The sequence below is a fragment of the Actinacidiphila polyblastidii genome (genome assembly GCF_036353415.1).
GTDB lineage: Bacteria > Actinomycetota > Actinomycetes > Streptomycetales > Streptomycetaceae > Actinacidiphila > Actinacidiphila polyblastidii.
On record NZ_JAZEWV010000030.1, the window covers coordinates 1 to 25,876 of the forward strand.

A 25,876-nucleotide genomic window follows, 5' to 3' on the forward strand; every position below is an offset into this window, starting at 1 on the left:
AGAGAGCCCCGGCTCCCGAGCTTTGTCTCGGGGGCCGGGGCTTTTCTGTTTCCCGTTACCCCCCGTTCACGTCGTGCAGGGAACCTGGGCGCCTCGACAGGCGGAGGTGTGGAGACGTGCAGCAGATGACGACTGCCGGGCGACGACGGCACATGATCGCTTCCGACATGACGGCGGCCTCGTACCGGGACGCCCTGCGGGAGCTGGGAATCGGCACGGGTGACGAGGTCATCGTGCCGTCCTTCGGCCCCGGGGCGCCCGCCGACGGCGTGCGACTGGCCGGCGCCGTACCGGTGTTCGCCGACATCGACCCGCGGACGTTCTGCCTCGACCCCCAGTCGGTCGCGGCGAGCATCACGTCGCGGACGGCGGCCATCGCCCCGGTGAACGTCTTCGGCCACCCCGCGCCCCTGGACCGGCTCGGTGAGCTGGCCGGGCGCCACGCGCTCGCCGTCGTGGCGGAGCCCAGCGCGGGTGAGGACGCAGGCGCGGTGGCTCGCCGCCGTGGCCACGCGCGCTTCCTGGACTCGGCGTTGACCGGTGTCGTCGTGCCGTACGCCGAGCCGGGCGCGCACCACCTCTACCACCAGTACGCGGTGCGGATTCCGGGGAACGGCAGGCCGGACCGGGACGCCTTCGCGCGCGCCCTGACGGCCCGGGGGGTGCAGGCGACGGTGAGCGTGCCGGTCCCCGTGCACCGGATGCCCGCGCACCGCTCGGGAGCGCTGCTGCCGGAGACCGAGCGGGTCGCGGCGGACACGCTGTCGCTGCCGGTGCATTCCGGCCTCACCCAGCGGGAGTTGACGCGGGTCGCCGACGCCTGCAACGCGCTCGGCGGACTTCTCTGACCGTGTCTCGGCGCGAGGGGGCCGGCCCGGATACGGGTTTCCCCGCACACCCGTTCATGGGCTAAGATCGTCCCGTCGACAGCGCCCCAATAGCTCAGTCGGTAGAGCGTCTCCATGGTAAGGAGAAGGTCTACGGTTCGATTCCGTATTGGGGCTCCGATGGAAAAGGCCTCCGTCCACTGGACGGGGGCCTTTTCGCTGCCCTGCGCGCGTCGCCGGCCGGGCCCGCTCCCGGCCTGCTTCGGGCTGCTGAGGTCCCGTGGGTCAGGGCCGCTCGACCGGCAGGTTCGGGACCCGCATGGCCAGGATCGCCATGTCGTCCGACGGCGCGTCGGAGGCGAACCGTTCCACCGCGCGCTGGATGCGGGAGGCGACCGCGCCGGCGGTGAGTCCGGTGCAGGTGGCGAGGACTTCGGCCAGTCCGTCGTCGCCGAGCATGCGGGTGCCCTCGCGGCGCTCGGTCACGCCGTCGGTGACGCACAGGAGCACGTCGCCCGGGTCGAGCGTGACGGACTGCTCGACGAGTTCGAGGTCGTCCATGACGCCGAGCAGCGGCTGCGGGTCGGCGGCCGGTTCCACCGAGCCGTCGGGGCGCAGCCGCAGCGGCAGCGGGTGTCCCGCGCAGACCATCCGCAGGACCGCACTGCCGTCGTGCTGCGGCCACAACTCGCCGTAGAGCAGGGTCAGGAAGCGGCTGCGGGCGCCCTCGTCGAGGATGGCCGCGTTCAGCCGCTCCAGCACGGCGGGGCCGCCGAATCCCTCGCGGGCCAGCAGGCGCAGGGCGTGCCGGGCGAGCCCGGTGACCGCCGCGGCCTCCGGGCCGGTGCCGCACACGTCGCCGATGGCGAAGCCCCAGCAGCCGTCGCGGATCGGGAAGAGGTCGTAGAAGTCGCCGCCGACCTCGTTGCCCTCGCCGGCGGCGCGGTAGACGACCTCGACCTCGACGCCGGGGACCCGCGGCAGCTCCGGGGGCAGCAGGCTGCGCTGCAGCGCCTGGCTGATGGCGGTGCGCTCGCTGTAGAGGCGGGCGTTGTCCAGGGCGAGCGCGGCCCGGCGGGAGAGGTCCTCGGCGAGTTCCAGGATCTCCTGGCGGAAGCGCTCGTCGGCGGGCTTGCCGAGGGTGAGCATGCCGATCACGCGGTTGCGGGCCACCAGCGGCAGGACGACGGTCTCGCCGCCGACGGCCGCGGCGGTGGCCAGCGCGATGCCGGGGCCGCTGGCCGGGCGGGTGCCGCCCGGGTGCGCGCCGACGCCGAGGCTGCGCAGCGAGGCGCGCAGCGCGCTGGAGTGGGCCGCGTCCGACGGCGCGGTCCAGGTCCTGGCGCCCGGGGTCGGGTCGGGGTCGGGCGGCCGGACCTGGGAGAGCAGGGCCTTGATGCCGTCGATCCGGTCCTCGTCCTCGTGCAGCACGAAGGCGAGTTCGGGCTCGGCCTGTTCGGCCATCGTGTAGACCGCGCACCAGGAGGCGAGGGTGGGCACCGTCATCTGGGCCATCAGGGCGAGCGTCTGGTCGCGCTCCAGAGTGCCGGCGAGCAGGTCGGAGGCCTCGACGAGGAAGGAGAGCGAGCCGCGGCGGAGCCGCTCCAGCTCGGTCAGCCGGGCGCTCTCCACGGCCAGCGCGATCCGGTCGGCGGCGAACTGCAGTCGCAGCGCCTCCTGGTTGGAGTAGCGGCCGGGAGCCTCGGCGGCGACCCCCAGGGAGCCGGTCAGCCGTCCTTCGACCTTCAGCGGAACCGTGACGACCGAGCGCATGCCGGTGCCGGACAGCAGCGGCACCGCGCCGGGCACCGCGGTGAGGTCCTCGTGCACGGCGGGCATCCGGGCGCTTCCGTAGCGTCCGGTGCCGGCCTCGACGGGGACGCGGGCGAAGCGCTGGCGGGCGGAGGGCAGGCCGGTGGAGGCCCGGACCTCCAGTTCGGTCTCGTCGTCGGTGGCGAGCAGCAGGTAGGCGGCGTCGCCGTCGAGCATGTCGCGGGCGCGCTCCACGGTGCGCTGGAGCAGGCCGTCGAGGTCGTCGGGGGCGGGGGAGCCGATGAAGACCTCGAAGGCGTCGGCGCTCTTGCCGCGCTGGGAGGCGCCGCTGTCGGAGGGCGCGGGCCCGCGGCTGGGCGTCTGGAGCACCGCGCGCTCCTCGGCCCGTACCAGCAGGCAGACCGTCGAGGGCTCGCCCTCGCTGTCGCGGACCCGCAGGTGGGAGCCGTAGACGGGCAGGACGCGGCCGTCGGAGTCGCGCAGCCCGTAGGTGCCCTCCCAGCGGGACAGCCGCAGTGCCTCGGCGAGGCCGATGCCGGTGCCGGGGGTCTGCGGCCAGGCGGTGAGGTCGGCGAGCGACTTGCCGACGATGTCGGCGGCGCGGTGGCCGAAGAGGTCGGCCGCGTCGTCGTTCCACCGGGTGATGGCGCCCTCGCGGTTCACCTGCACGACGGCGACGCGCACCCGCTCGTCGGCGAGCGGCAGCTCGGACGGCGGCAGCACCGGGCCGGCCGAGCGGGTGCCGGCGGGACGTTCCGGCAGGTCGAGCTGGAACCAGACGTGCTTGCCGGAGGCGGTGTACTCCACGCCCCAGCGGCTGGCGAGGGCCGCGCACAGCATCAGGCCGCGGCCGCCCTCGTTGTCGCTCTCGCGGAACTGGCGGCCGCGTGACTGCAGCGGCACCTCGCGCTCCGGGTAGTGGTCGGCGACCTCGACCCGCACCGCGGTCTCGTACCGCAGGCAGGTCACGTCGGCGGCGGTGCCGGCGTGGATGACCGCGTTGGTCACCAGCTCGCTGGTGAGGACCACGGCGTCGTCGACCACGTCGGCGAAGCCCCAGCCGTGCAGGGTGTCGCGGACGAAGGCGCGTGCGACCGCGACCGACCGCCCCACCGGTTCGAAGGTGGCCGCTGCCCGCGCCGTGATCACCGCTCTCCTCGCTGCTCGTGTGGTCTCGAGGGTGCCCGCTCCGCCCGCTCGGGCGCCGTCGTGCTGCTGGACTCTCACGGACGGCTCCCAGAAGTGTGTGCTCGTCGAGGGACGGGCCGGTCCCCCGACAACAGATCAGGTTACTGACCCCCGCGGACACCGCGTGCGCCGGTTGCAGGTGTTTCCACCCCGAACTTGGCGCCGGATCGCAGGGATGCTGCCGAACTGTTATGGCCGGGCGGTGCGGGAGTGAAACACTGGGCGTGTTCTGCAGTCGGCAAGGTTGCACATCTGCGGGTCTGTCGACCCCCCAGGAGGACACGGTGGAGTCTGGCGCATCGGCGCGCGGCACGGTCACGCGTACGAAGAACGGGCGTTCCCGTGGCAGCGGGACCGTCGAGGTCGATTCCGCGGCGCTCACCAAACTGCTCGGCGCGCTGTCCGCGATGCGGGACGGGAACTTCCGCAAGCGGCTGCCGGTCGCGGGCGACGGGCCGATGGCCGACATCGCCGCGGTCTTCAACGAGGTCGCCGACCGCAACCAGCACCTCACCGGTGAGCTGGCCCGGGTGCGCAGGGTGGTCGGCCGTGACGGCAAGCTCACCGAGCGGCTGGAGACCGGGCCCTGCGAGGGCGCCTGGGCGGCGGCCATCGAGGCGTCGAACGCGCTCGCGGACGACCTGGTGCGGCCGGTCTCCGAGGTGGGCCGGGTGCTGTCGGCGGTGGCCGAGGGCGACCTGGACCAGCGGATGGACCTGCGGGCGCAGAACGCCGACGGTTCCGCGCACCCGCTGCGCGGCGAGTTCCTGAAGGTCGGCCGTACGGTCAACGGGCTCGTCGACCAGCTGTCCGCGTTCACCGACGAGGTGACCCGGGTGGCCAGCGAGGTCGGCACCGAGGGCAAGCTCGGCGGCCAGGCGAAGGTGCGCGGCGTCTCGGGTTCCTGGAAGGACCTGACCGACTCCGTCAACACCATGGCGTACCGGCTGACCGCGCAGGTGCGGGACATCGCGCTGGTCACCACCGCGGTCGCCAAGGGCGACCTGTCGCGCAAGGTCACCGTGCACGTGGCCGGCGAGATGCTGGAGCTGAAGAACACCGTCAACACGATGGTGGACCAGCTGTCGTCCTTCTCCTCCGAGGTGACGCGCGTCGCCCGCGAGGTCGGCACCGAGGGCGAGCTGGGCGGCCAGGCGCAGGTGCCGGGCGTGGCCGGGGTGTGGAAGGACCTGACCGACTCCGTCAACCTGATGGCGGGCAACCTGACGGCGCAGGTCCGCGACATCGCCCAGGTGACCACGGCGGTCGCCAACGGCGACCTGACGCAGAAGATCACCATCGGGGCGCGCGGCGAGGTCGCGCAGCTCGCCGAGACGATCAACGCGATGACCGAGACGCTGCGGACCTTCGCCGACGAGGTGACCCGGGTCGCCGGGGAGATCGGCGCGGAGGGCCAGCTGGGCGGGCAGGCGCAGGTGCCCGGGGTGGCCGGGACGTGGAAGGACCTGACCGACTCGGTCAACACGGCTTTCCGGAACCTGACCGCGCAGGTCCGCGACATCGCGCAGGTGACGACGGCCGTGGCGGGCGGCGACCTGTCGCAGAAGGTCACCGTGGACGTCTCCGGCGAGATGCTGGAGCTGAAGAACACCGTCAACACCATGGTGGGCCAGCTGTCCGCCTTCGGCGCCGAGGTGACCCGCGTGGCCCGCGAGGTCGGCGTGGAGGGGCAGCTGGGCGGGCAGGCGCAGGTGCCGGGCGCGGCGGGCACCTGGAAGGACCTCACGGACTCGGTCAACACGGCTTTCCGGAACCTGACCGCGCAGGTCCGCAACATCGCGCAGGTCACCACGGCGGTGGCCAACGGGGACCTGTCGCAGAAGGTCACGGTGGACGTCTCCGGCGAGATGCTGGAGCTCAAGAACACCGTGAACCGGATGGTCGACCAGCTCGGCTCCTTCTCCGCGCAGGTGACGCGGATGGCGACCGACGTGGGCACCGAGGGCCGGCTCGGCGGCCAGGCCAGGGTCGACGGGGTCAGCGGCACCTGGAAGGACCTGACCGACTCCGTCAACTTCATGGCCGGCAACCTGACCTCGCAGGTCCGGCAGATCGCCCAGGTCACCACGGCGGTCGCCCGCGGTGACCTGTCGCAGAAGATCGACGTCGACGCGCGCGGCGAGATCCTGGAGCTGAAGAACACCATCAACACGATGGTCGACCAGCTCTCGTCCTTCGCCGAGGAGGTCACCAGGGTGGCCCGCGAGGTCGGCACGGACGGCAGGCTGGGCGGCCAGGCGCAGGTGCCGGGCGTGGCCGGGGTGTGGCGCGACCTGACCGACTCGGTGAACTTCATGGCCGGCAACCTCACCGGCCAGGTCCGCAACATCGCCCAGGTGGCCACCGCGGTGGCCCGCGGCGACCTGTCGCAGAAGATCGACGTCGACGCCAAGGGCGAGATCCTCGAGCTGAAGAACACCCTGAACACGATGGTCGACCAGCTGTCGTCCTTCGCCGAGGAGGTCACCCGGGTGGCCCGCGAGGTCGGCACCGAGGGCATCCTGGGCGGCCAGGCCGAGGTCAAGGGCGTCAGCGGCACCTGGAAGGACCTCACCCAGTCCGTCAACTTCATGGCGAACAACCTCACCAGCCAGGTCCGCAACATCGCCGACGTGACCGGCGCGGTCGCCAACGGGGACCTCTCGCGGAAGATCACCGTCGACGCGAAGGGCGAGATCCTGGCCCTGGTGACCACGGTCAACACGATGGTCGACACGCTGTCCGCCTTCGGTGACGAGGTGACCCGTGTCGCGCGCGAGGTGGGCACCGAGGGCCAGTTGGGCGGCCAGGCCCGGGTGCGTGACGTCTCGGGCATCTGGAAGGACCTGACCGAGTCCGTCAACGGCATGGCCTCCAACCTGACCAGCCAGGTGCGGTCGATCTCCTCGGTGGCGACCGCGGTGGCCAACGGCGACCTGACGAAGAAGATCGACGTCGACGCCCGGGGCGAGATCCTGGAGCTGAAGAACACCATCAACACGATGGTCGACACGCTGTCCGCCTTCGGTGACGAGGTGACGCGCGTCGCGCGCGAGGTCGGCACCGAGGGCATCCTCGGCGGTCAGGCCCGCGTGCCGGGCGTGGCCGGCACCTGGAAGGACCTCACCGAGTCCGTCAACGGCATGGCGTCCAACCTGACCGGCCAGGTGCGGCAGATCGCGCAGGTCACGACCGCGGTGGCGCGCGGCGACCTGTCCAAGAAGATCGACGTGGACGCGCGCGGCGAGATCCTGGAGCTGAAGACGACCATCAACACCATGGTCGGCCAGCTGTCGGCCTTCGGTGACGAGGTGACCCGGGTGGCCCGCGAGGTGGGCACCGAGGGCCGGCTCGGCGGCCAGGCGCGGGTGCCGGACGTCTCCGGGATCTGGAAGGACCTCACCGAGTCGGTGAACCTGATGGCGAACAACCTGACCAGCCAGGTCCGCAACATCGCCCAGGTCGCCACCGCGGTGACCCGCGGCGACCTCAACCTGCGGATCGACGTGGACGCCGCCGGCGAGATCCTCGAACTGCAGGACTACATCAACACGATGATCGTCCGGCTGCGCGAGACCACCCTGGCCAACAAGGAGCAGGACTGGCTCAAGGGCAACCTCGCCCGGATCTCCGGACTGATGCAGGGCCGCCGCGACCTCGGCGACGTGGCCGCGCTGATCATGAGCGAGCTGACCCCGGTGGTCTCCGCGCAGCACGGCGCCTTCTTCCTCGCCGAGGACACCGCGGAGGCGGGCGAGGAGTACGAGCTGCGGCTGATCGGCAGCTACGGCTTCTCGCGGCGCACCAGATCGACGGTCTTCCTGCCGGGCGAGGGGCTGATCGGGCAGGCCGCGGTGGAGAAGCGCTCGATCCTGATCGAGCACGTGCCGCCGGGCTACCTGAAGATCACCTCGGGTCTCGGGGAGGCCCCGCCCTCGCACGTCATCGTGCTGCCGGTGCTCTTCGAGGGCCGGGTGCTCGGGGTGATCGAGCTGGCCGCGTTCCAGCCGTTCACGCAGATCCAGAAGGACTTCCTCGACCAGATCACCGACATCATCGCGATCAGCGTCAACACCATCTCGGTCAACACCAAGACCGAGGGGCTGCTGAAGCAGTCCCAGGAGCTGACCGAGCAACTCCAGGAGCGCTCGGCCGAGTTGGAGAACCGGCAGCGGGCGCTGGAGATGTCCAACGCCGAACTGGAGGACAAGGCCGAGCTGCTGGCCCGGCAGAACCGCGACATCGAGGTGAAGAACACCGAGATCGAGGAGGCCCGGCAGGTGCTGGAGGAGCGCGCCGAGCAGCTCGCGGTCTCCATGCGGTACAAGTCGGAGTTCCTGGCGAACATGTCGCACGAGCTGCGCACCCCGCTCAACTCGCTGCTGATCCTGGCCAAGCTGCTCGCCGACAACGCGGACGGCAACCTGTCGCCCAAGCAGGTCGAGTTCGCCGAGACCATCCACGGCGCGGGCTCGGACCTGCTGCAGCTGATCAACGACATCCTGGACCTGTCCAAGGTCGAGGCCGGCAAGATGGACGTCTCGCCGACCCGGATCGCCCTGGTCCAGCTGGTCGACTACGTGGAGGCCACCTTCCGGCCGCTGACCGCGGAGAAGGGCCTGGACTTCTCGGTACGGGTCTCGCCCGAGCTGCCGGTCACCCTGCACACCGACGAGCAGCGCCTGCTCCAGGTGCTGCGCAACCTGCTCTCCAACGCGGTCAAGTTCACCGACAGCGGCTCGGTCGAGCTGGTCATCCGCCCGGCCGGGGCCGAGGTGCCGCAGTCGATCAGGGAGCAGCTGCTGGAGGCCGGCACGCTGCGCGAGCCCGACCAGCCGCTGATCGCGTTCTCGGTGACCGACACCGGCATCGGCATCGCGGCCGGCAAGATGCGGGTGATCTTCGAGGCGTTCAAGCAGGCCGACGGCACCACCAGCCGCAAGTACGGCGGCACCGGCCTGGGCCTGTCGATCAGCCGGGAGATCGCCCGGCTGCTCGGCGGCGAGATCCACGCCGACAGCCAGACCGGCCGCGGCTCGACGTTCACGCTCTACCTGCCGATGACGCTCGGCGACGTGCCGCCGGCCGCGCCGCAGTTGCCCGCGGGCCAGGGCGGCGACTCCGAGCCGGCCGGCCGCACCCGCAGCCCCGGCAGCAGCCTGGCCCGGCTGCGCCGCCGCTCGGCGCAGCCGACGCCGCTGCCCTCCGGCTCGCACGGGAACGGCCACTCCCACGGCCACACGAACGGCCACACCAACGGCCACGGCGACGACAGGGGCGCGGCGGGCCGCACCGGCGCGCCCGGAGCCGGCGGCCAGGGCAACGGGCACGGCAGCGGCGGCGGTTCGCACGGACATGGTTCCGGAAGCAGCCACGGAAGCGGCCAGGGGAACGGCCAGGGAAACGGTCAGGGCGGCGGCGTCCGGCACGGCTCGCACGAGCCGTGGCTCGACGAACCGCAGGCCGACGCCTACACCGGCTTCTCGGGCGGTTTCAGCGGCGAGAAGGTGCTGATCGTCGACGACGACATCCGCAACGTCTTCGCGCTCACCAGCGTCCTCGAACAGCACGGGCTGACCGTCCTCTACGCGGAGAACGGCCGCGAGGGCATCGAGGTGCTGGAGCAGTACGACGACATCGTGGTCGTGCTGATGGACATCATGATGCCCGAGATGGACGGATACGCCACGACCACGGCGATCCGCAAGATGCCGCAGTTCGCCGGGCTGCCGATCATCGCGCTCACCGCGAAGGCGATGAAGGGCGATCGTGAGAAGGCCATCGAGTCGGGAGCGTCGGATTATGTGACGAAGCCCGTCGACACCGACCATCTGCTCACACTCATGGAACAGTGGATGCACGCAGGCTGAGCGGAACGCCCGCGCGGCCCGTATCCAGGGGTGCGTGGCGGGCGGACCGCCGGGCGCGGGCAGCCGGGCGTCGCGTCGGTGATCTTCTGCCGACGGGGTGCCCGTCGAGGTGTGGCGGCGCGGAAATCAGGGAACCTTCTGGTCTCCGCCTGCGTTTCCGGTACGTGTTGAGTGACCTGGCGGTGACAGGGTGTGGCGAACGGCGGGGTGCGACTACCATGACCGGCACAAGGACGGGCGGCATGACGGAGTCGGCCCAGGGGGCGGCGACCGGCACACTGCCGGGGCGAGGAGGGCGGGCCATGGTACAGAAGGCCAAGATCCTCCTGGTCGATGACCGGCCGGAGAATCTGCTGGCGCTGGAGGCGATCCTCTCGGCGCTCGATCAGACGCTGGTGCGGGCATCGTCCGGGGAGGAAGCACTCAAGGCGCTGCTCACCGACGATTTCGCGGTGATCCTGCTCGACGTGCAGATGCCGGGCATGGACGGGTTCGAGACCGCGGCGCACATCAAGCGGCGGGAGCGGACCCGGGACATCCCGATCATCTTCCTGACCGCGATCAACCACGGACCGCACCACACCTTCCGCGGTTACGCGGCGGGCGCGGTCGACTACATCTCCAAGCCCTTCGACCCGTGGGTGCTGCGTGCGAAGGTCTCGGTCTTCGTCGACCTCTACATGAAGAACTGCCAGCTGCGCGAACAGGCGGCACTGCTGCGGCTCCAGCTGGAGCAGGGCATGCCCGCCGGCGCGTCGGTCGGCGGCGGCTCCGGCGGAGGGTCCAACGGCACCAGGGGCCGGGAGTCGGCGGGACTGGTCGCCGAGCTGTCCGCGCGGCTCGCGGCCGTCGAGGAGCAGGCCGAGGCGCTCAGCAAGCAGCTCAGCGAGTCCGCGGACGCCGCTGCCGTGGCCACCGCCGCCCATCTGGAGCGCAAACTCACCGGGCTGCGGCGGGCGCTGGACGCGCTGGAGCCGCCCGGCTCCGGCAGCGACTCCGTCATCAGGCAGCAGGGATCGGAGTAGGGCGGCGTCAACCGCGCACCCGCCGACCGCCCGAAAGTGTGGCGGCGGGATCGCGGTTGACGTGCCGTCAATCCGTTCATCGTCCCGGTCCGACACGAACGGGCGTATCGACGGGCACGCGTGTTCCGCGATCACAAGGGCGGTAACCTCGGCACCATGGCCTCCCGTACGTCCGGCACCGCCAAGAAAGCCCCGGCGAAGCCGGCCGCCAAGAAGACCGCGGCCAAGAAACCCGCGGTGAAGGGCGCTGCCCCGAGGCCGGCGGCCAAGAAAGCGGCCAAGGCGCCCGCGGCCAGGCCCGCGCCGCGGCCCGCGCCCTCGCCGACCAACGGCCTCTACCGGATGGTCCGCGCCCTGTGGCTGGGCGTGGCCCACACCGTCGGCGCGGTGCTGCGCGGCATAGGGCGCGGCGCCCGCGGCCTGGACCCCGCACACCGCAAGGACGGCCTGGCGCTCGGCCTGCTCGGCCTGACCCTGGTGGTCGCCGCGGGCACCTGGTCGAACCTGCACGGCCCGGTCGGCGACCTCGTGCACATGCTCGTCACCGGCGCGTTCGGCCGCCTCGACCTGCTGGTGCCGTTCCTGCTCGGCTTCGTCGCCGTCCGCCTGATGCGCCATCCGGAGCAGCCGGAGGCCAACGGCCGCATCGTCATCGGCCTGTCCGCGCTGGCCATCGGCGCTCTCGGGCTGGTCCACATGGCCTGCGGCTCGCCCAGCCGCGACCAGGGCGCCGAGGCGCTGCGCAACGCCGGCGGCCTGATCGGCTGGGCGGCCGCCTCCCCGCTGCTCTACACGGTCGGCTCGGCGCTGGCCGTGCCGCTGCTGCTGCTCGTCACCGCCTTCGGGCTGATGGTCGTCACCGCCACGCCGGTCAACGCCATCCCTGAGCGGCTGCGCCACGCCGGCACCCGCCTCGGCCTCTACGCCCAGCCCGCGGACCCCGACGCCGTACCGCTCGAGGACTTCTTCGAGGAGGAGCCGGAGTACGCGGAGGAGCCCGAGGACGGCTCGCCGGTGCGCCGGCTGCCGCTGCGCTTCACCAAGCCCGCGGCGGGGTCCGGCGCGGAGCCCTACGACGTGGACGGCGACGGCGCCATGGGGGAGGGCGACGACCCCAGGCCGCGGCGCAGGCCGCGCCGCCGTCCGGAGGACGCCGACGGCGCCGAAGGACCCGACGCGGTGGACATCGCCGCGGCCGCGGCGGCCTCCTTCGACGGCGCCGTGCTGCACGGCGTGCAGCCCTCCCCGCTGGTCCCCGACCTCACCGGCGCGCTCAGGAAGCAGGTCCCCGCCGCGCGCGCCGAGGACGTCGCCGACCCCGCGCAGCAGCCGGCCGCGGCCGCCTCCGGCGCCGTCCCCGACCTCACCAAGGCCGCGCCGGCCGTCCCGTCCGAGCCGCTGCCGCCGCGCGCCGAGCAGCTGCAGCTGTCCGGCGACATCACCTACGCGCTGCCCTCCCTGGACCTGCTGGAGCGCGGCGGCCCCGGGCGCACCCGCAGCGCCGCCAACGACGCGGTCGTCGCCTCGCTCAGCCAGGTCTTCAAGGAGTTCAAGGTCGACGCGGTCGTCACCGGCTTCACCCGCGGTCCGACCGTCACCCGCTACGAGGTCGAGCTGGGCGCGGCGGTCAAGGTCGAGCGGATCACCGCGCTGGCCAAGAACATCGCCTACTCGGTGGCCAGCCCCGACGTGCGGATCATCAGCCCGATCCCGGGAAAGTCCGCGGTTGGCATCGAGATCCCCAACAGCGACCGCGAGATGGTCAACCTCGGCGACGTGCTGCGCTCGGCGGAGGCCGCGGGCGAGGACCACCCGATGACCGTCGCGCTCGGCAAGGACGTCGAGGGCGGCTACGTGATGGCCAACCTCGCGAAGATGCCGCACGTGCTGGTCGCGGGCGCCACCGGCTCCGGCAAGTCCTCCTGCATCAACTGCCTGATCACCTCGGTGATGGCCCGCGCCACCCCCGACGAGGTGCGGATGGTGCTGGTCGACCCCAAGCGCGTCGAGCTGACCGCGTACGAGGGCATCCCGCACCTGATCACCCCGATCATCACCAACCCCAAGCGGGCCGCCGAGGCGCTGCAGTGGGTGGTCCGCGAGATGGACCTGCGCTACGACGACCTGGCCGCGTACGGATTCCGGCACATCGACGACTTCAACGCCGCGGTGCGGTCGGGGAAGGCCAGGACGCCCGAGGGCAGCGAGCGGGAGCTGTCGCCGTACCCCTACCTGCTGGTGATCGTGGACGAGCTGGCCGATCTGATGATGGTCGCGCCGCGCGACGTGGAGGACTCGATCGTCCGCATCACGCAGCTGGCCCGAGCGGCCGGCATCCACCTGGTGCTGGCCACGCAGCGGCCCAGCGTCGACGTCGTCACCGGTCTGATCAAGGCCAACGTGCCGTCCCGGCTCGCCTTCGCCACCTCCTCGCTCGCCGACAGCCGGGTCATCCTGGACCAGCCGGGCGCCGAGAAGCTGATCGGCAAGGGTGACGGACTGTTCCTGCCGATGGGCGCGAACAAGCCGATTCGGATGCAGGGCGCCTTCGTCACCGAGGACGAGGTCGCCAAGGTCGTCGACCACTGCAAGGCCCAGCTCACCCCGAGCTACCGCAGCGACGTGACGGTGGGCAGCGGCCCCAAGAAGGAGATCGACGAGGAGATCGGCGACGACCTCGACCTGCTGTGCCAGGCCGCCGAGCTGGTGGTCTCCACCCAGTTCGGTTCCACGTCGATGCTCCAGCGCAAGCTGCGGGTCGGCTTCGCCAAGGCCGGCCGGCTGATGGACCTGATGGAGTCGCGCGGTATCGTCGGCCCCAGCGAGGGGTCCAAGGCGCGTGACGTCATGGTCAAGGCGGACGAGCTGGACGGTGTCCTCGCGGTCATCCGCGGTGGTGGCCCGGGCGCCTGAGATGTGTGCGGAGCGGGGTTCGGGGCACGTTCCGGGGCAACCGTTTCTGCTGTTCGTACGTCCAGTTGGTACAGACGGACGATCCGCGTATCCGCCTTCGAGCCGGGGCCGCCGCAGCGCGGCCCGCGTGAGCCCGAGTGGCGGACAAAAACGGCCGTCCGATTGCCCCCGCGTTTTGTACCGCCCCTAGACTGAACTTCCAGCAGGCGGCTGCACGCTCGAAAGGCGCCCTCGTGTCCCTCGGCAACTCGCCCTCCGACGACCGTCCTTCGGTCGGTCGCGCCCTCGCGCAGGCCCGCATCGCCGCGGGTCTGTCCATCGACGAGGTCAGCACCAGCACCCGGGTGCGGGTGCCGATCCTGCAGTCGATCGAACAGGACGACTTCTCCCGCTGCGGCGGCGACGTGTACGCACGCGGCCACATCCGCAGCATCGCGCGCGTCGTGGGGCTCGATCCGGAGCCGCTGGTCGAGCAGTACGCCGCCGAGCACGGCAACGAGATCACGCCCGCGCCCGTACCGCCGCTGTACGAGGCCGAGCGCCGGATCCGCTCCGAGCCGCGCCGGCCCAACTGGACGGCCGCCATGGTCGCCGCGATCGTGGCCGTCATCGGCTTCGTCGGCTACACCGCGATCAGCGGCTCCGGCGGCGGCAAGTCCGACGCCGCCCCCAGCCCCACCGCGACGACCACCACGCCCACCTCCACCCAGAGCCCGCAGGGCAACGGCGAGCCCAAGCCGCCGCAGCCCACCGGCAGCGCCATCGCCGCGGCCCCGCCCGGCAAGGTCACCGTCAAGGTCACCGCGGCCGGCGGCACCAGCTGGATCCAGGCCATGGACAGCAACGGCAAGCAGCTCTTCCAGGACTCCCTGAAGAAGGGCCAGTCCAAGACCTGGACCGACGACAAGAAGATCAAGCTCGTGGTGGGCAACGCGGGCGCCGTCCAGCTCTTCGTCAACGGCAAGGACCTCGGCCCGGCCGGCGACAAGGGCCAGGTGGTGCGCCTCACCTACACCCCCGGCGACCCGACGCAGGGCTGAGACCCGCCGGGAAACCGCCCGCACCAGCCCGCACCACCGCTCAGGACACGGCCCGGCCCCCTTCCGAGGAGGCCGGGCCGCCCCTTGTGCGAGCAGGCGTGCGACGAGGGCGGTGACCAGCCACCCGGTACCCTGGGCTACATGCCCGAACCCCGTACCGTCGCTCTTGTCACGCTCGGCTGCGCCCGCAATGAGGTGGACTCGGAGGAACTGGCCGGTCGGCTCGCGGCGGACGGCTGGCGGCTGGTCGACGACGCCGCCGACGCCGACGTGGCGGTCGTGAACACCTGCGGCTTCGTCGACGCGGCCAAGAAGGACTCCGTCGACGCCCTGCTGGAGGCCAACGACCTCAAGTCGCAGGGCCGCACCCAGGCGGTCGTCGCCGTCGGATGCATGGCCGAGCGGTACGGCAGAGAACTCGCCGACGCGCTCCCCGAGGCGGACGGCGTGCTCGGCTTCGACGACTACGCGGACATCTCCGACCGCCTCCAGACCATCCTGTCCGGCGGCGTCCACGCCTCCCACACCCCGCGCGACCGGCGCAAGCTGCTGCCGATCAGCCCCGCGGAGCGGCAGCAGGGCACGCAGGGCGTGGCGCTGCCCGGCCACGGCGACGCCCCGAACGAAGCGGCAGGCCTGCCGGACGGACCGGGCTTCGAGGAGGGCGCGCAGGACCTGCCCGACGGCCTGGCGCCGTCCTCGGGGCCGCGCGCGCCGCTGCGGCGCCGGCTGGGGTCCGGCCCGGTCGCCTCGGTGAAGCTGGCCTCCGGCTGCGACCGGCGCTGCACCTTCTGCGCCATCCCGTCCTTCCGCGGCTCGTTCATCTCCCGCCGTCCCTCCGACGTCCTCGGCGAGACCAGGTGGCTGGCCGGGCAGGGCGTCAGCGAGGTCATGCTCGTCAGCGAGAACAACACCTCCTACGGCAAGGACCTCGGCGACATCCGGCTGCTGGAGACGCTGCTGCCGGAGCTGGCGGCGGTCGAGGGGATCGAGCGGGTCCGGGTCAGCTACCTCCAGCCCGCCGAGATGCGCCCCGGGCTGATCGACGTGCTCACCTCGACCCCGGGCGTCGTGCCCTACTTCGACCTGTCCTTCCAGCACTCCGCGCCCGGCGTGCTGCGGGCCATGCGGCGCTTCGGGGACACCGACCGGTTCCTTGAGCTGCTCGACACCATCCGGGCCAAGGCGCCCGAGGCGGGCGTGCGGTCCAACTTCATCGTCGGCTTCCCCGGCGAGAGCGAGGACGACCTGGCGGAGCTGGAGCGCTTCCTCGGCTCGGCGCGGCTGGACGCCATCGGGGTCTTCGGCTACTCCGACGAGGACGGCACCGAGGCCGCGACCTTCGACAACAAGCTCGACGACGACGTGGTGGCCGCCCGCCTCGCCCGGGTGTCGCGGCTGGCCGAGGAGCTGACCGCGCAGCGCGCGCAGGAACGGCTCGGCTCGACCGTGCGGGTCCTGGTGGAGGCCGTCGACGAGGAGACCGGCGAGGTCACCGGGCGGGCCGACCACCAGGCGCCGGAGACCGACGGGCAGGTCGTGCTCACCGCGTCGGGCGGCTGGTGGCGGCCCGCGCCCGGCATGTTCGTCACCGCGAAGGTGACCGGCACCGAGGGCGTCGACCTCGTCGCCGAGCCGCTCGGCGTGCAGGACGCGCAGGACCCCCTGCCGGACGCGGTGCAGGACGCCGGTGCGGCCGGCGACTGTACGGAGGAGGTGGCCAGATGACGGAAGCCTCCGCGTCGCCGCCGGCGCTGCCCGACCACCTCGGGGACCCGGCGGTTCCGCAGGCACGCCTGCTGAACGTCGCCAACCTGCTGACGATGGTCCGCCTCGTCCTGGTCCCCGGTTTCGTCCTGCTGCTCGTGCACGGGGACGGCCACGACCCGGCCTGGCGCTCCTTCGCCTGGGCGGCCTTCGCGATCGCGATGATCACCGACCTCTTCGACGGCGAGATCGCCCGCCGCTACGGCCTCGTCACCGACTTCGGCAAGATCGCCGACCCCATCGCCGACAAGGCGATCATGGGAGCGGCCCTGGTCGGGCTCTCCTCGCTCGGCGACCTGCCGTGGTGGGTGACCGTGGTGATCCTGGCGCGCGAGCTGGGCATCACGCTGCTGCGGTTCTGGGTGATCCGCCACGGGGTGATCCCCGCCAGCCGGGGCGGCAAGCTCAAGACGCTCACCCAGGGAGTCGCCGTCGGCATGTACATCCTGGTGCTGACCGGGCCGCTGGCCTCGCTGCGGGCCTGGCTGATGGCGCTGGCGGTGATCCTCACGGTGGGCACCGGCGTGGACTACGTACGGCAGGCGATCGTGCTGCGCCGCGCCGGACTGGACGGGCGGCGCCGGCGGGCCGCCGCGGCGGCGACGGCCGCCGCCGCCGTCACCACCGGGGCGACCGTCGCGGTCACCGCCGCGGCCACCGGCGCGAGCGTGGCCACGGCCACCGCAACCGCTGCCGCCACGGCGGCGGCCGCCGCCGAGCCCGCGGGGGTGGCGGAGCCGGCCGCCGGGGGCACGCAGGGGGAGACGGCGGCGCACGAGGCGCACGCACCGGGGCAGGGGCACGGCGCGTGAGCGGCGGACCGGCCCGCGAGGTGCTGGGACTGCTGGAGGCGCGGGGCTGGACGCTGGCCGTCGCCGAGTCGCTCACCGGCGGACTCGTCGCCGCGGAGCTGGTCGCGGTCCCGGGCGCCTCGAACGCCTTCCGAGGCTCCGTCACGGCCTACGCCACCGAACTCAAGCACCGGCTGCTCGGCGTCGACGCGGACCTGCTCGCCGCGCGGGGCGCGGTGGACCCGCAGGTCGCACGCCAGATGGCAGAGGGCGTACGGAACCGGCTCGGCGCCGACTGGGGTGTGTCCACCACCGGCGTGGCCGGCCCCGACCCCCAGGACGGCATACCGGCCGGCACGGTCTTCGTCGCGGTCGCGGGGCCGGACGGGACCCGCGAGTCCGCGCTGCGGCTGACCGGCGACCGTACCGCGATCCGTACCGCTTCTGTCACCGCCGTCCTGGAACTGCTCGCCGGGGAGTTGGGAAGGAGTACGGTTGCGGGTCCGGCCTCCGGCAAGGCGTAGAGGAGCCGGAACAAGGGTCCCGCGGGGTCCGCACAGGGGTCCCAGGAGGAGTCCGGGGCCCGATAAGAGGGAAGAAGACGGGGGGTAGTGATGTTTGCAGCCCTGAGTGAACACGTCTTCGCTCCCCGCACGGCCGGTGCCCGAGGCGGTACGGTGGGGCGAGAAGGATGCGGCTATGCGGTCCGAGGAGGGAGCCACCGATGATCCTGCTCCGTCGCCTGCTTGGTGACGTGCTGCGTCGGCAGCGCCAACGCCAGGGCCGCACTCTGCGCGAGGTCTCCTCGTCGGCTCGTGTCTCCCTCGGATACCTCTCCGAGGTCGAGCGGGGACAGAAGGAAGCCTCCTCCGAGCTGCTGTCGGCGATCTGCGACGCGCTCGACGTGCCGATGTCCGAAGTGATGCGCGAGGTCAGCGACGATCTGTCGCTCGCCGAGCTGGCGCAGTCGGCGGCCGCCGAGACCGCCGCCGCACCGAGGCGCCCGATGCTGGGCGCGGTCACGTCCGTCACGTCCGTCACCTCCGTGTCGTCGACGCCCGACGAGCGGATCACCATCAAGGCGCCCAAGAAGTCCGCCGAGACCGTCGACGTCGTCGCCGCCTAGGGCCTGTCGCCCCGGATCTCGCCGCTTGAAGGACGGCGGCCCGCACCCCTGATCGTCCGGGGGCGGGCCGCCGTCCTTTTGCCATGTGTAGCGAGGCGGGGCAGGGTAGGCGAAGAGGATGACAGGGGGATAAAACGGACGTGATGGCGTCGATCCGGTAGGAGACATGCACATGAGTGTCGTGAAGAGCCCGCTGCCCGAGCAGGCCCGGAAAACCGTTGGCGAGGCGCTGCAGGGAGCGCTGGTGGACCTGCTCGATCTGTCGCTGGTCGCCAAGCAGGTGCACTGGAACGTCATCGGCCCACGGTTCCGGTCCATCCACCTCCAACTCGACGAGGTCGTCGACACCGCACGGATCGCCTCGGACACCGTGGCCGAGCGGGCGGCGGCGATCAGCGTCAGCCCCGACGGGCGGGCCGTCACCGTCGCCAAGACCACCGGTATCGAGACGGTGACCGACGGCTGGATCAAGGACGGCGACGTCGTGGACGTCATGGTGGCGGCGCTGGACGCGGCCATCACCCGGATGCGGGAACGCATCCAGATCACCGACGAGCCCGACCCGGTCACCCAGGACATCCTGATCGGCATCACCGCCGACCTCGAGAAGTTCCACTGGATGTTCCAGGCGGAGAACGTCTGAGGCCGGGCGATGCGCCCCTGGGCGGACGCCCTGCTGGTCGCCGGCTGGAGCCTCGGCCTGATACCGATGCACGCGGTGTCGGCCCGGCCGCAGGCCCCACGCGACCCCGGAGCGGACCCCGACGCCGGCCCCGGCGACCCGGTCGGCGGGGCCGGCGGGCTCGGACGCCGGGCCGCTTCGCGGCTCAGGCCGCGCCGTGCCCCGGTCCCGCCGACGGGTCCGGGGTCGGCCCGCGCTGACAGCGCGGACACCAGTACGCCACCCGGGCCCGCTCCCCCTGGCCGTGCTCGGCGCGTCTGACGGGCGTGCCGCAGCGCAGGCAGGCATCGTGCTCACGGCCGTAGACCCAGTGGGTGCGGCCCCGCCGGGTGTCCCCGGTGGTGATGTGGCCGGGGCGGGACTTGTTGGCCTCCAGCAGGCGCTTGGCCAGCGCCACCAGCTTCTCCGGCGCCGCGAGCTGCCCGAAGGGCGTCCAGGGCGTCACACCGCGCAGGAAGCACAGCTCCGACACGTACACGTTGCCGATCCCGGCCAGGTTGCGCTGGTCGAGCAGGGCCTCGCCGAGCGGGCGCTCTGGGTCCGAGACAAGGGCGGCCAGCGCACGCGCCGGGTCCCAGTCCGGGCCGAGCAGATCCGGCCCGAGGTGGCCCACCACGCCGTCCTCCTCGCCGGTCGCCATCAGCTCCAGCACCGGCAGCCGGTAGCCCACCGCGGTCCTCGCCTCGGTCTCCAGCACCGCCCGCACCTGGTGGGGCGGGCCGCCCCGCCAGCGCTCACCCGGCGCGTACAGATGCCAGGAGCCGTCCATCCGCAGGTGGGAGTGCAGCGTCAGATCGCCCTCCAGCCGGGCCATCAGATGCTTTCCCCGCGGCACCACCTCCAGCAGGCGGCGTCCGGCCAGGTCCACGGTCGCCAGCTGCGGCACCCGCAGGTCGGCCCGCACCAGCGGCCGTCCGGCCAGCGCGGCGTGCAGTCGGTGGGCGGTCAGCCAGACCGTGTCTCCTTCGGGCACCCGTCCATGATGCACGGCACCGTCGCCTTCGGGCCTGCGGCCCGTGCATCGTGGACCGTCCGTCGCCTCGGGCCCACGGCCCTCAGGCCCGCACCCGAGACCTCGGACCTCGGACCTCGGAGCTGGGACCCAGGACCCGGAACCTCGGACCTCGGGCCCGCGCCTACAGTCCGTCCCGCAGCCGCAGTCCTCGGGGCGTGGCGTGGAAACCAGCCGCCTCCAGCGCCTGGCCGAGCGCTGAGGTCAGCGCCGGCTCGCCGTTGGTGCGCTCCACCGTCAGCCGGCCCAGCGCCCCCTCGCGGACGGCGAGGGCGAGCGCGTCGGCCGCCGCCTGGAGGCGTATCTCGTCCCCTGGCCAGGACAGCAGCGTCTTGCCGCCGCGCTCCACGTAGAGGGCCAGCTCGCCGTCGGTCAGCACCACCAGGGCGCCGGCCTTGCGGCCCGGTTTGTGGCTGACGCCCACGGGTTGCTCAGGCCAGGGCAGGGCCGCGCCGTAGGGGTTGGCGGGGTCGGCGGCGGCGAGCACCACGGTGCGGGACGTGCCCTGCTGCTCCTCCTCCCGCTCGCGGGCGGCGCCCAGCGCCCGCAGCCGGTCCACGGCGCCGTCCATCGCGAACTGCGCCGCGCCCAGCCCTTCCACCACGTAGCCGCGCCGGGCCTGCCCGGTCTCCTCGAACGCCGCCAGCACCCGGTAGGCCGCCGAGAAGCCGCCCGCCACGCCCTCCGCGGCGACCGCGCCCCGGGTGACCACACCGTGCCGGTCGAGCAGGGTGTGGGTCAGCGCGTGCGCGCGCAGCGTCGGGTCGGCCTCGGGCTCCGGCACCAGCGACCACCGGCCCGCGGTGGTCGGCGGCCCGGTGCGTGAGGCGCCCGCGCGCGGGGCGCGCGCGGCGAGCGAGCTGTACCGGCCGCGCGGGACGGACCGCGGCGCCCGGTGCGCGGTGGTGCCCGCGGTCCGTCCCGAGCCCAGCAGCGCCCGCAGCGGAGCGAGCGTGTCGTTGGTCAGCCGCCCCGACCAGGCCAGGTCCCACACCGCCTCGGCGAGCTCCGGATCGGTCGCCTCGACGCCACCGGCGCGCACCTGGTCGGCGATCTGCCGGAAGAACAGCCCGTAACCGCCGTGCAGCGCCGCCATGACCGCGGCGTGCAGCGGTGACTGCTCCAGAGGCTGCGGCGCGGGCATGATCAGCGGAGCGCTGTCGGCGAGATACAGCGACACCCAGCCGTCCTTGCCGGGCAGCGCGCCCCCACCGGCCCACAGGACCTCCCCGGACGCGGTCAGCTCGTCCAGCATGGCCGGGGTGTAGCCGGTGACGCGGGACGGCAGCACCAGCTTCTCCAGCGCCGAGGCGGGCACCGAGGCGCCCTGGAGCTGCTCCACGGCCCGCGCCAGCCCGTCCATGCCGCGCAGGCTGTGGGTGCCCACGTGCTGCCACTGCGGCAGGAACACCCCGAGTGTCGCGGGCGGCACTGGCTCCAGCTCTTGCCGCAGCGCGGCCAGCGAACGTCGTCGCAGCCGTCTCAGCACCGTCGCGTCGCACCACTCCTGTCCCGCGCCGCCGGGCCGGAACTCGCCCTGCGCCACCCGGCCGGAGCCGGCCAGCCGGTGCAGGATGCCGTCCGCCACCGCCGCGCCCAGGCCGAACCGGTCCGCCACGTCCGTCGTCGTGAAGGGCCCGTGGGTGCGGGCGAACCTGGCGACCAGATCTCCCAGCGGGTCCTTGACCGGCTCGGTGAACGCCACCGGGACCCCGACCGGCAGCGCGGTGCCCAGCGCGTCCCGAAGCCGGCCCGCGTCCTCCACGGCGGCCCAGTGCTCTTCGCCGGCGACACGCACCCGGATGGCCCGGCGCGCGCCCTCCAGCGCGGCCGCCCACTGCGGCTCACCGCCGCGCGCGCCCAGCTCCGCACCGGTGAGCGGCCCGAGCATGCGCAGCAGGTCGGCGACGCCCTCGGCGTCCTTGACCCTGCGGTCCTCGGTCAGCCACTGCAGTTCCCGGTCCAGCTCGTCCAGCACCTCCGGGTCCAGCAGCTCCCGCAGCTCCGCCTGGCCCAGCAGCTCCGCGAGCAGCCGGGAGTCGAGCGACAGGGCGGCGGCCCGTCGCTCGGCCAGGGGCGAGTCGCCCTCGTAGAGGAACTGCGCCACATAGCCGAACAGCAGCGAGCGGGCGAAAGGCGAGGGCTCCTGGGTGGTGACCTCGACCAGGCGGACCCGGCGGGCCTCGATGTCGCCCATCAGCTCCACCAGGCCGGGCACGTCGAACACGTCCTGGAGGCATTCGCGGATCGCTTCGAGGACGATCGGGAACGACCCGAACTCCGAGGCGACCTGGAGCAGTTGAGAGGCGCGCTGACGCTGCTGCCACAGCGGGGTGCGCTTGCCGGGGCTGCGGCGGGGCAGCAGCAGCGCGCGGGCGGCGCACTCGCGGAAGCGCGAGGCGAACAGCGCGGACCCGCCGACCTGGTCGGTGACGAGCTGCTCGATCTCGCCCTTGTCGAACGCCACGTCGGCGGCCCCGACCGGCGACTGCTCGGGGTCGTACTCCGCGCCCGGTGGGGTCGGCGAGGAGTCCAGCAGGTCCAGGCCCATCAGGTCGGCGTCGGGCAGCCGCAGCACGATCCCGTCGTCCGCGTGCATCGCCTGTGCGTCCAGGCCGTACTTTTCCTGGAGCCGGACGCCGAGTGCCAGCGCCCACGGGGCGTGCACCTGCGCCCCGAACGGTGAGTGGATGATCACCCGCCAGTCGCCCAGCTCGTCCCTGAACCGCTCCACGACGACGGTCCGGTCGTCCGGCACGTGTCCGCACGCCTGGCGCTGCTCCGCCAGGTAGCCCAGCACGTTGTCGGCGGCCCAGGTGTCCAGGCCCGCGGCCGCCAGGCGCTTCCTGGCCGCCTCGGGCGTCAGCGCGCCGACCTCGCGCAGCCACGCTCCCAGCGCGCGGCCCAGCTCCAGCGGGCGGCCCAGCTGGTCGCCCTTCCAGAACGGCAGCCGGCCCGGCACCCCGGGAGCCGGGGAGACCAGCACCCGGTCGCGGGTGATGTCCTCGATCCGCCACGAGGTGGTGCCGAGCGTGAAGACGTCGCCGACCCGCGACTCGTAGACCATCTCCTCGTCCAGCTCGCCGACGCGGCCACCGCCCTTCTTGGGGTCGGAGCCGGCGAGGAAGACGCCGAACAGCCCGCGGTCGGGGATGGTGCCCCCGGAGGTCACCGCGAGGCGCTGTGCGCCCGGCCTGCCGGTGACGGTGTGCGCCACGCGGTCCCACACCAGGCGGGGCCGCAGCTCCGCGAAGGCGTCCGAGGGATAGCGGCCCGCCAGCATGTCCAGCACCGCCACGTACGCGGAGTGCGGCAGCGAGGCGAAGGGCGCGGCCCGGCGCACCAGGGCCAGCAGCTCGTCGACGTCCCAGGTGTCGAGCGCGGTCATCGCGACGATCTGCTGGGCCAGCACGTCCAGCGGGTTGGACGGCACCCGCAGCGCCTCGATAGCGCCCACCCGCATCCGCTCGGTGACCACCGCCGACTGCACCAGATCGCCCCGGTACTTCGGGAACAGCACCCCGGTGGACACCGCGCCCACCTGGTGCCCCGCGCGGCCCACCCGCTGCAGGCCGGAGGCGACCGACGGAGGTGACTCGACCTGCACGACCAGGTCGACGGCCCCCATATCGATGCCCAGCTCCAGGCTGGACGTGGCGACGACCGCGGGCAGCCGGCCCGCCTTCAGGTCCTCCTCGATCAGCGCCCGCTGCTCCTTCGACACCGACCCGTGGTGGGCGCGCGCCAGCACCGGGGGCGCTCCGCGGGCGGCGCCGGACTGGGCCATGACCTGTGCGGGGGAGTGCTCCTCGGTGAGCGCCTGGCCCTCGGCGCGCTCGTGGGCCAGCTCGTTCAGCCGGTTGCACAGCCGCTCGGCGAGGCGGCGGGAGTTGGCGAAGATGATCGTGGACTGGTGGGCCTGCACCAGATCGGCGATCCGCTCCTCCACGTGCGGCCAGATGGACGGCCGCTCCGCCGCGCCGGCGGCGGGCCCGGTGTGCTCGGCCGCCTCGGTGACCGGAGAGCCGCCCAGCTCGCCCAGATCCTCCACCGGCACGACGACCGACAGGTCGAACTCCTTCTCCGAGGGCGGCTGGACGATCGTCGCCCGGCGCTGCGGCGACAGGTAGCGGGCGATCTCGTCCACCGGGCGGACGGTCGCCGACAGCCCGATCCTGCGGGCCGGCCGGTCGAGCAGCTCGTCCAGCCGCTCCAGCGACAGGGCCAGATGCGCTCCGCGCTTGGTGCCCGCCACCGCGTGCACCTCGTCCAGGATCACCGTCTCCACACCGCTCAGCGCCTCGCGTGCGGCGGAGGTCAGCATCAGGAAGAGCGACTCGGGGGTGGTGATCAGGATGTCCGGCGGCCGGGTGACCAGGGCGCGCCGCTCGGCGGGCGGGGTGTCGCCCGAGCGGATGCCCACCCGTACCTCCGGCTCGGGCAGCCCGAGCCGCACCGATTCCTGCCGCAGCCCCGTGAGCGGGCTGCGCAGATTGCGCTCCACGTCCACCGCCAGGGCCTTCAGCGGCGACACGTAGAGCACGCGGCAGCGCCTGCGGGGCTCGGCCGGCGGCGGGGTGCTCGCCAGCCGGTCCAGCGCGGCCAGGAACGCCGCCAGCGTCTTGCCCGAGCCGGTCGGGGCCACCACCAGCACGTCCGAGCCCTCGGCGATGGCCGACCACGCCCCCGCCTGGGCTGCGGTGGGCTCGCGGAAGGCCCCCCTGAACCACGCGCGGGTGGCCGGGGAGAAGCCGTCGAGGCTGCGGTGACTGGACTGATCGGACATGGCACCATCCTCCCTCGCCGCACCGACACCGCGCCGGTCATCGATCTCAGCCTGTGGATAACTCTGGCGAGGTCATACCGTCATGTCGTCACAATGGCCCATGAGCGACCGGGAGCAGGCGCGCGAGCAGGCACGGCACTGGGAGCACCCCGGGCTGCCCGGCGTGGACCTGCTCAACGCCCGCTACATCCGGCACACCTTCTCCCGGCACGCGCACGACGGCTACGTCGTCGCCGCGGTGACGTCCGGCGTGGAGGGGATCGGGCTCCCCGGCGGACCGGAGCGCGCCGGGCCGGGCAGCGTCGTGCTGATCAATCCCGAGATCCCGCACTCCGCCTACGCGGGCGCCGCGGAGGGCTGGAGCTACCGGGTCCTCTACCCCGCGCCCGCCGTGCTGGCCTCCGTCGCCGCCGAGACCACCGCGCTGCGCGGCACCCCCGCCTTCGCCGCGACCGTCCTCGACGACCCCGCGACCGCCCGGATGATCGCCGACGTGCACCGCGCGGCGGAGGGCGACAACGCCCTCGCCGCCGACACGTTCCTGCGGCTCGTGCTCGCCCGGATGCTGGCCCGCCACGGGACAGCGTCCGCCGACCCCGGGTCCGCTCCGGGCGCCGGACCTGGCGCGGCCGCCCGCGCCCGCGACCTCCTCGCCGCCTCGCTCACCCGGCCGCCCAGCCTGGAACGGATGGCGGCCGACACCGGCAGCAGCCCGTTCGCGCTGCTCCGGGCCTTCAAGCGGGCGTACGGACTGCCTCCGCACGCCTGGCTGACCGGTGAGCGCGTGCGGGCCGCCCGGCGGCTCCTCGACTCCGGCGTCGGGCCGGCGGACACTGCGGCCGCCGTCGGTTTCACCGACCAGGCGCATCTGAGCCGGCACTTCAGCCGTATCGTCGGCGTGCCGCCGGGGGCCTACCAGCGCGAGCGCAGAGCCGTCGTCGCGGTCGCGGGCCGGGACGACGGCCAAAACGGCAGCGGGCGAGGGGCGGGGCCGGGGCCGGGTGCAAGAACGTACAAGACCGGGCGGCGCGGGTCTGCGTAGGTTCGTCCGTGTGACCGCACAACCGCATGTCCCT

14 protein-coding genes and 1 tRNA gene are annotated in these 25,876 nt (G+C 73.0%); 12 read left to right on the forward strand and 3 right to left on the reverse strand.

Features of this window, described 5'->3' with window-relative positions:
- The first annotated feature begins 152 nt into the window (after nt 1-152).
- Both V2S66_RS26375 and V2S66_RS26380 read left to right on the forward strand, forming a co-directional pair.
- Nucleotides 153-848, forward strand: coding sequence for a DegT/DnrJ/EryC1/StrS family aminotransferase (locus tag V2S66_RS26375; RefSeq protein ID WP_330799153.1), 696 nt, complete (start codon nt 153-155; stop codon nt 846-848).
- An 83-nt stretch (nt 849-931) separates the two neighbouring features.
- Nucleotides 932-1,004, forward strand: a tRNA-Thr gene (locus V2S66_RS26380).
- A gap of 108 nt (nt 1,005-1,112) precedes the next feature.
- Here V2S66_RS26380 and V2S66_RS26385 read toward each other — a convergent pair.
- Entirely contained in the window at nt 1,113-3,749 is a 2,637-nt protein-coding gene (locus V2S66_RS26385; RefSeq protein ID WP_330799154.1) for a SpoIIE family protein phosphatase, read from the reverse strand.
- A 323-nt stretch (nt 3,750-4,072) separates the two neighbouring features.
- Between V2S66_RS26385 and V2S66_RS26390 the strand changes: the two genes are divergently transcribed.
- From V2S66_RS26390 to V2S66_RS26430, 9 genes are all read left to right on the forward strand, one after another.
- Nucleotides 4,073-9,658 (forward strand): hybrid sensor histidine kinase/response regulator, encoded by a 5,586-nt coding sequence (locus V2S66_RS26390; protein WP_330799155.1) that lies wholly within the window; start codon nt 4,073-4,075, stop codon nt 9,656-9,658.
- Between the two features lie 302 nt (nt 9,659-9,960).
- A complete protein-coding gene (locus tag V2S66_RS26395; RefSeq protein ID WP_330799156.1) occupies nt 9,961-10,683 on the forward strand; it encodes a response regulator in 723 nt (240 codons plus the stop codon).
- A gap of 156 nt (nt 10,684-10,839) precedes the next feature.
- Nucleotides 10,840-13,596, forward strand: a complete 2,757-nt coding sequence (locus V2S66_RS26400; RefSeq protein WP_330799157.1) for a DNA translocase FtsK — start codon at nt 10,840-10,842, stop codon at nt 13,594-13,596.
- 233 nt (nt 13,597-13,829) lie between these two features.
- The gene (locus V2S66_RS26405; protein WP_330799158.1) at nt 13,830-14,636 is read left to right on the forward strand and encodes a helix-turn-helix domain-containing protein; all 807 of its coding nucleotides are present in this window, start codon (nt 13,830-13,832) and stop codon (nt 14,634-14,636) included.
- Between the two features lie 141 nt (nt 14,637-14,777).
- Nucleotides 14,778-16,364 (forward strand): 30S ribosomal protein S12 methylthiotransferase RimO, encoded by a 1,587-nt coding sequence (gene rimO, locus V2S66_RS26410; RefSeq protein ID WP_330799160.1) that lies wholly within the window; start codon nt 14,778-14,780, stop codon nt 16,362-16,364.
- A complete protein-coding gene (pgsA, locus tag V2S66_RS26415; RefSeq protein WP_330799161.1) occupies nt 16,361-17,215 on the forward strand; it encodes a CDP-diacylglycerol--glycerol-3-phosphate 3-phosphatidyltransferase in 855 nt (284 codons plus the stop codon). Before rimO ends, pgsA begins: the two co-directional genes overlap by 4 nt.
- Entirely contained in the window at nt 17,212-17,718 is a 507-nt protein-coding gene (locus V2S66_RS26420) for a CinA family protein (RefSeq protein WP_330799163.1), read from the forward strand. Before pgsA ends, V2S66_RS26420 begins: the two co-directional genes overlap by 4 nt.
- Before the next feature lie 200 nt (nt 17,719-17,918).
- Nucleotides 17,919-18,320, forward strand: coding sequence for a helix-turn-helix domain-containing protein (locus V2S66_RS26425; protein WP_330799164.1), 402 nt, complete (start codon nt 17,919-17,921; stop codon nt 18,318-18,320).
- A 172-nt stretch (nt 18,321-18,492) separates the two neighbouring features.
- Complete coding sequence (locus V2S66_RS26430) at nt 18,493-18,963, forward strand: Dps family protein (RefSeq protein ID WP_330799165.1); 471 nt, start codon at nt 18,493-18,495, stop codon at nt 18,961-18,963.
- A gap of 184 nt (nt 18,964-19,147) precedes the next feature.
- Here the strand turns inward: V2S66_RS26430 and V2S66_RS26435 are convergent, their stop codons facing one another.
- Both V2S66_RS26435 and V2S66_RS26440 read right to left on the reverse strand, forming a co-directional pair.
- Nucleotides 19,148-19,975 (reverse strand): DNA-formamidopyrimidine glycosylase family protein, encoded by an 828-nt coding sequence (locus V2S66_RS26435; protein ID WP_330799167.1) that lies wholly within the window; start codon nt 19,973-19,975, stop codon nt 19,148-19,150.
- Nucleotides 19,976-20,138: 163 nt separating this feature from the next.
- The gene (locus V2S66_RS26440) at nt 20,139-24,800 is read right to left on the reverse strand and encodes an ATP-dependent helicase (protein ID WP_330799168.1); all 4,662 of its coding nucleotides are present in this window, start codon (nt 24,798-24,800) and stop codon (nt 20,139-20,141) included.
- A gap of 100 nt (nt 24,801-24,900) precedes the next feature.
- Between V2S66_RS26440 and V2S66_RS26445 the strand changes: the two genes are divergently transcribed.
- Nucleotides 24,901-25,842, forward strand: a complete 942-nt coding sequence (locus tag V2S66_RS26445; RefSeq protein WP_330799170.1) for an AraC family transcriptional regulator — start codon at nt 24,901-24,903, stop codon at nt 25,840-25,842.
- The last annotated feature ends 34 nt before the right edge of the window (nt 25,843-25,876 follow it).

Bases quoted from the DNA above. Each gene is read 5' to 3' on its own strand.
- V2S66_RS26440 (WP_330799168.1), bottom strand. From the start codon at position 24,800: ATGTCCGATCAGTCCAGTCACCGCAGCCTCGACGGCTTCTCCCCGGCC.
- V2S66_RS26430 (WP_330799165.1), top strand. From the start codon at position 18,493: ATGAGTGTCGTGAAGAGCCCGCTGCCCGAGCAGGCCCGGAAAACCGTT.
- V2S66_RS26395 (WP_330799156.1), top strand. From the start codon at position 9,961: ATGGTACAGAAGGCCAAGATCCTCCTGGTCGATGACCGGCCGGAGAAT.
- V2S66_RS26400 (WP_330799157.1), top strand. From the start codon at position 10,840: ATGGCCTCCCGTACGTCCGGCACCGCCAAGAAAGCCCCGGCGAAGCCG.
- rimO (WP_330799160.1), top strand. From the start codon at position 14,778: ATGCCCGAACCCCGTACCGTCGCTCTTGTCACGCTCGGCTGCGCCCGC.
- V2S66_RS26375 (WP_330799153.1), top strand. From the start codon at position 153: ATGATCGCTTCCGACATGACGGCGGCCTCGTACCGGGACGCCCTGCGG.
- V2S66_RS26425 (WP_330799164.1), top strand. From the start codon at position 17,919: ATGATCCTGCTCCGTCGCCTGCTTGGTGACGTGCTGCGTCGGCAGCGC.
- V2S66_RS26445 (WP_330799170.1), top strand. From the start codon at position 24,901: ATGAGCGACCGGGAGCAGGCGCGCGAGCAGGCACGGCACTGGGAGCAC.
- pgsA (WP_330799161.1), top strand. From the start codon at position 16,361: ATGACGGAAGCCTCCGCGTCGCCGCCGGCGCTGCCCGACCACCTCGGG.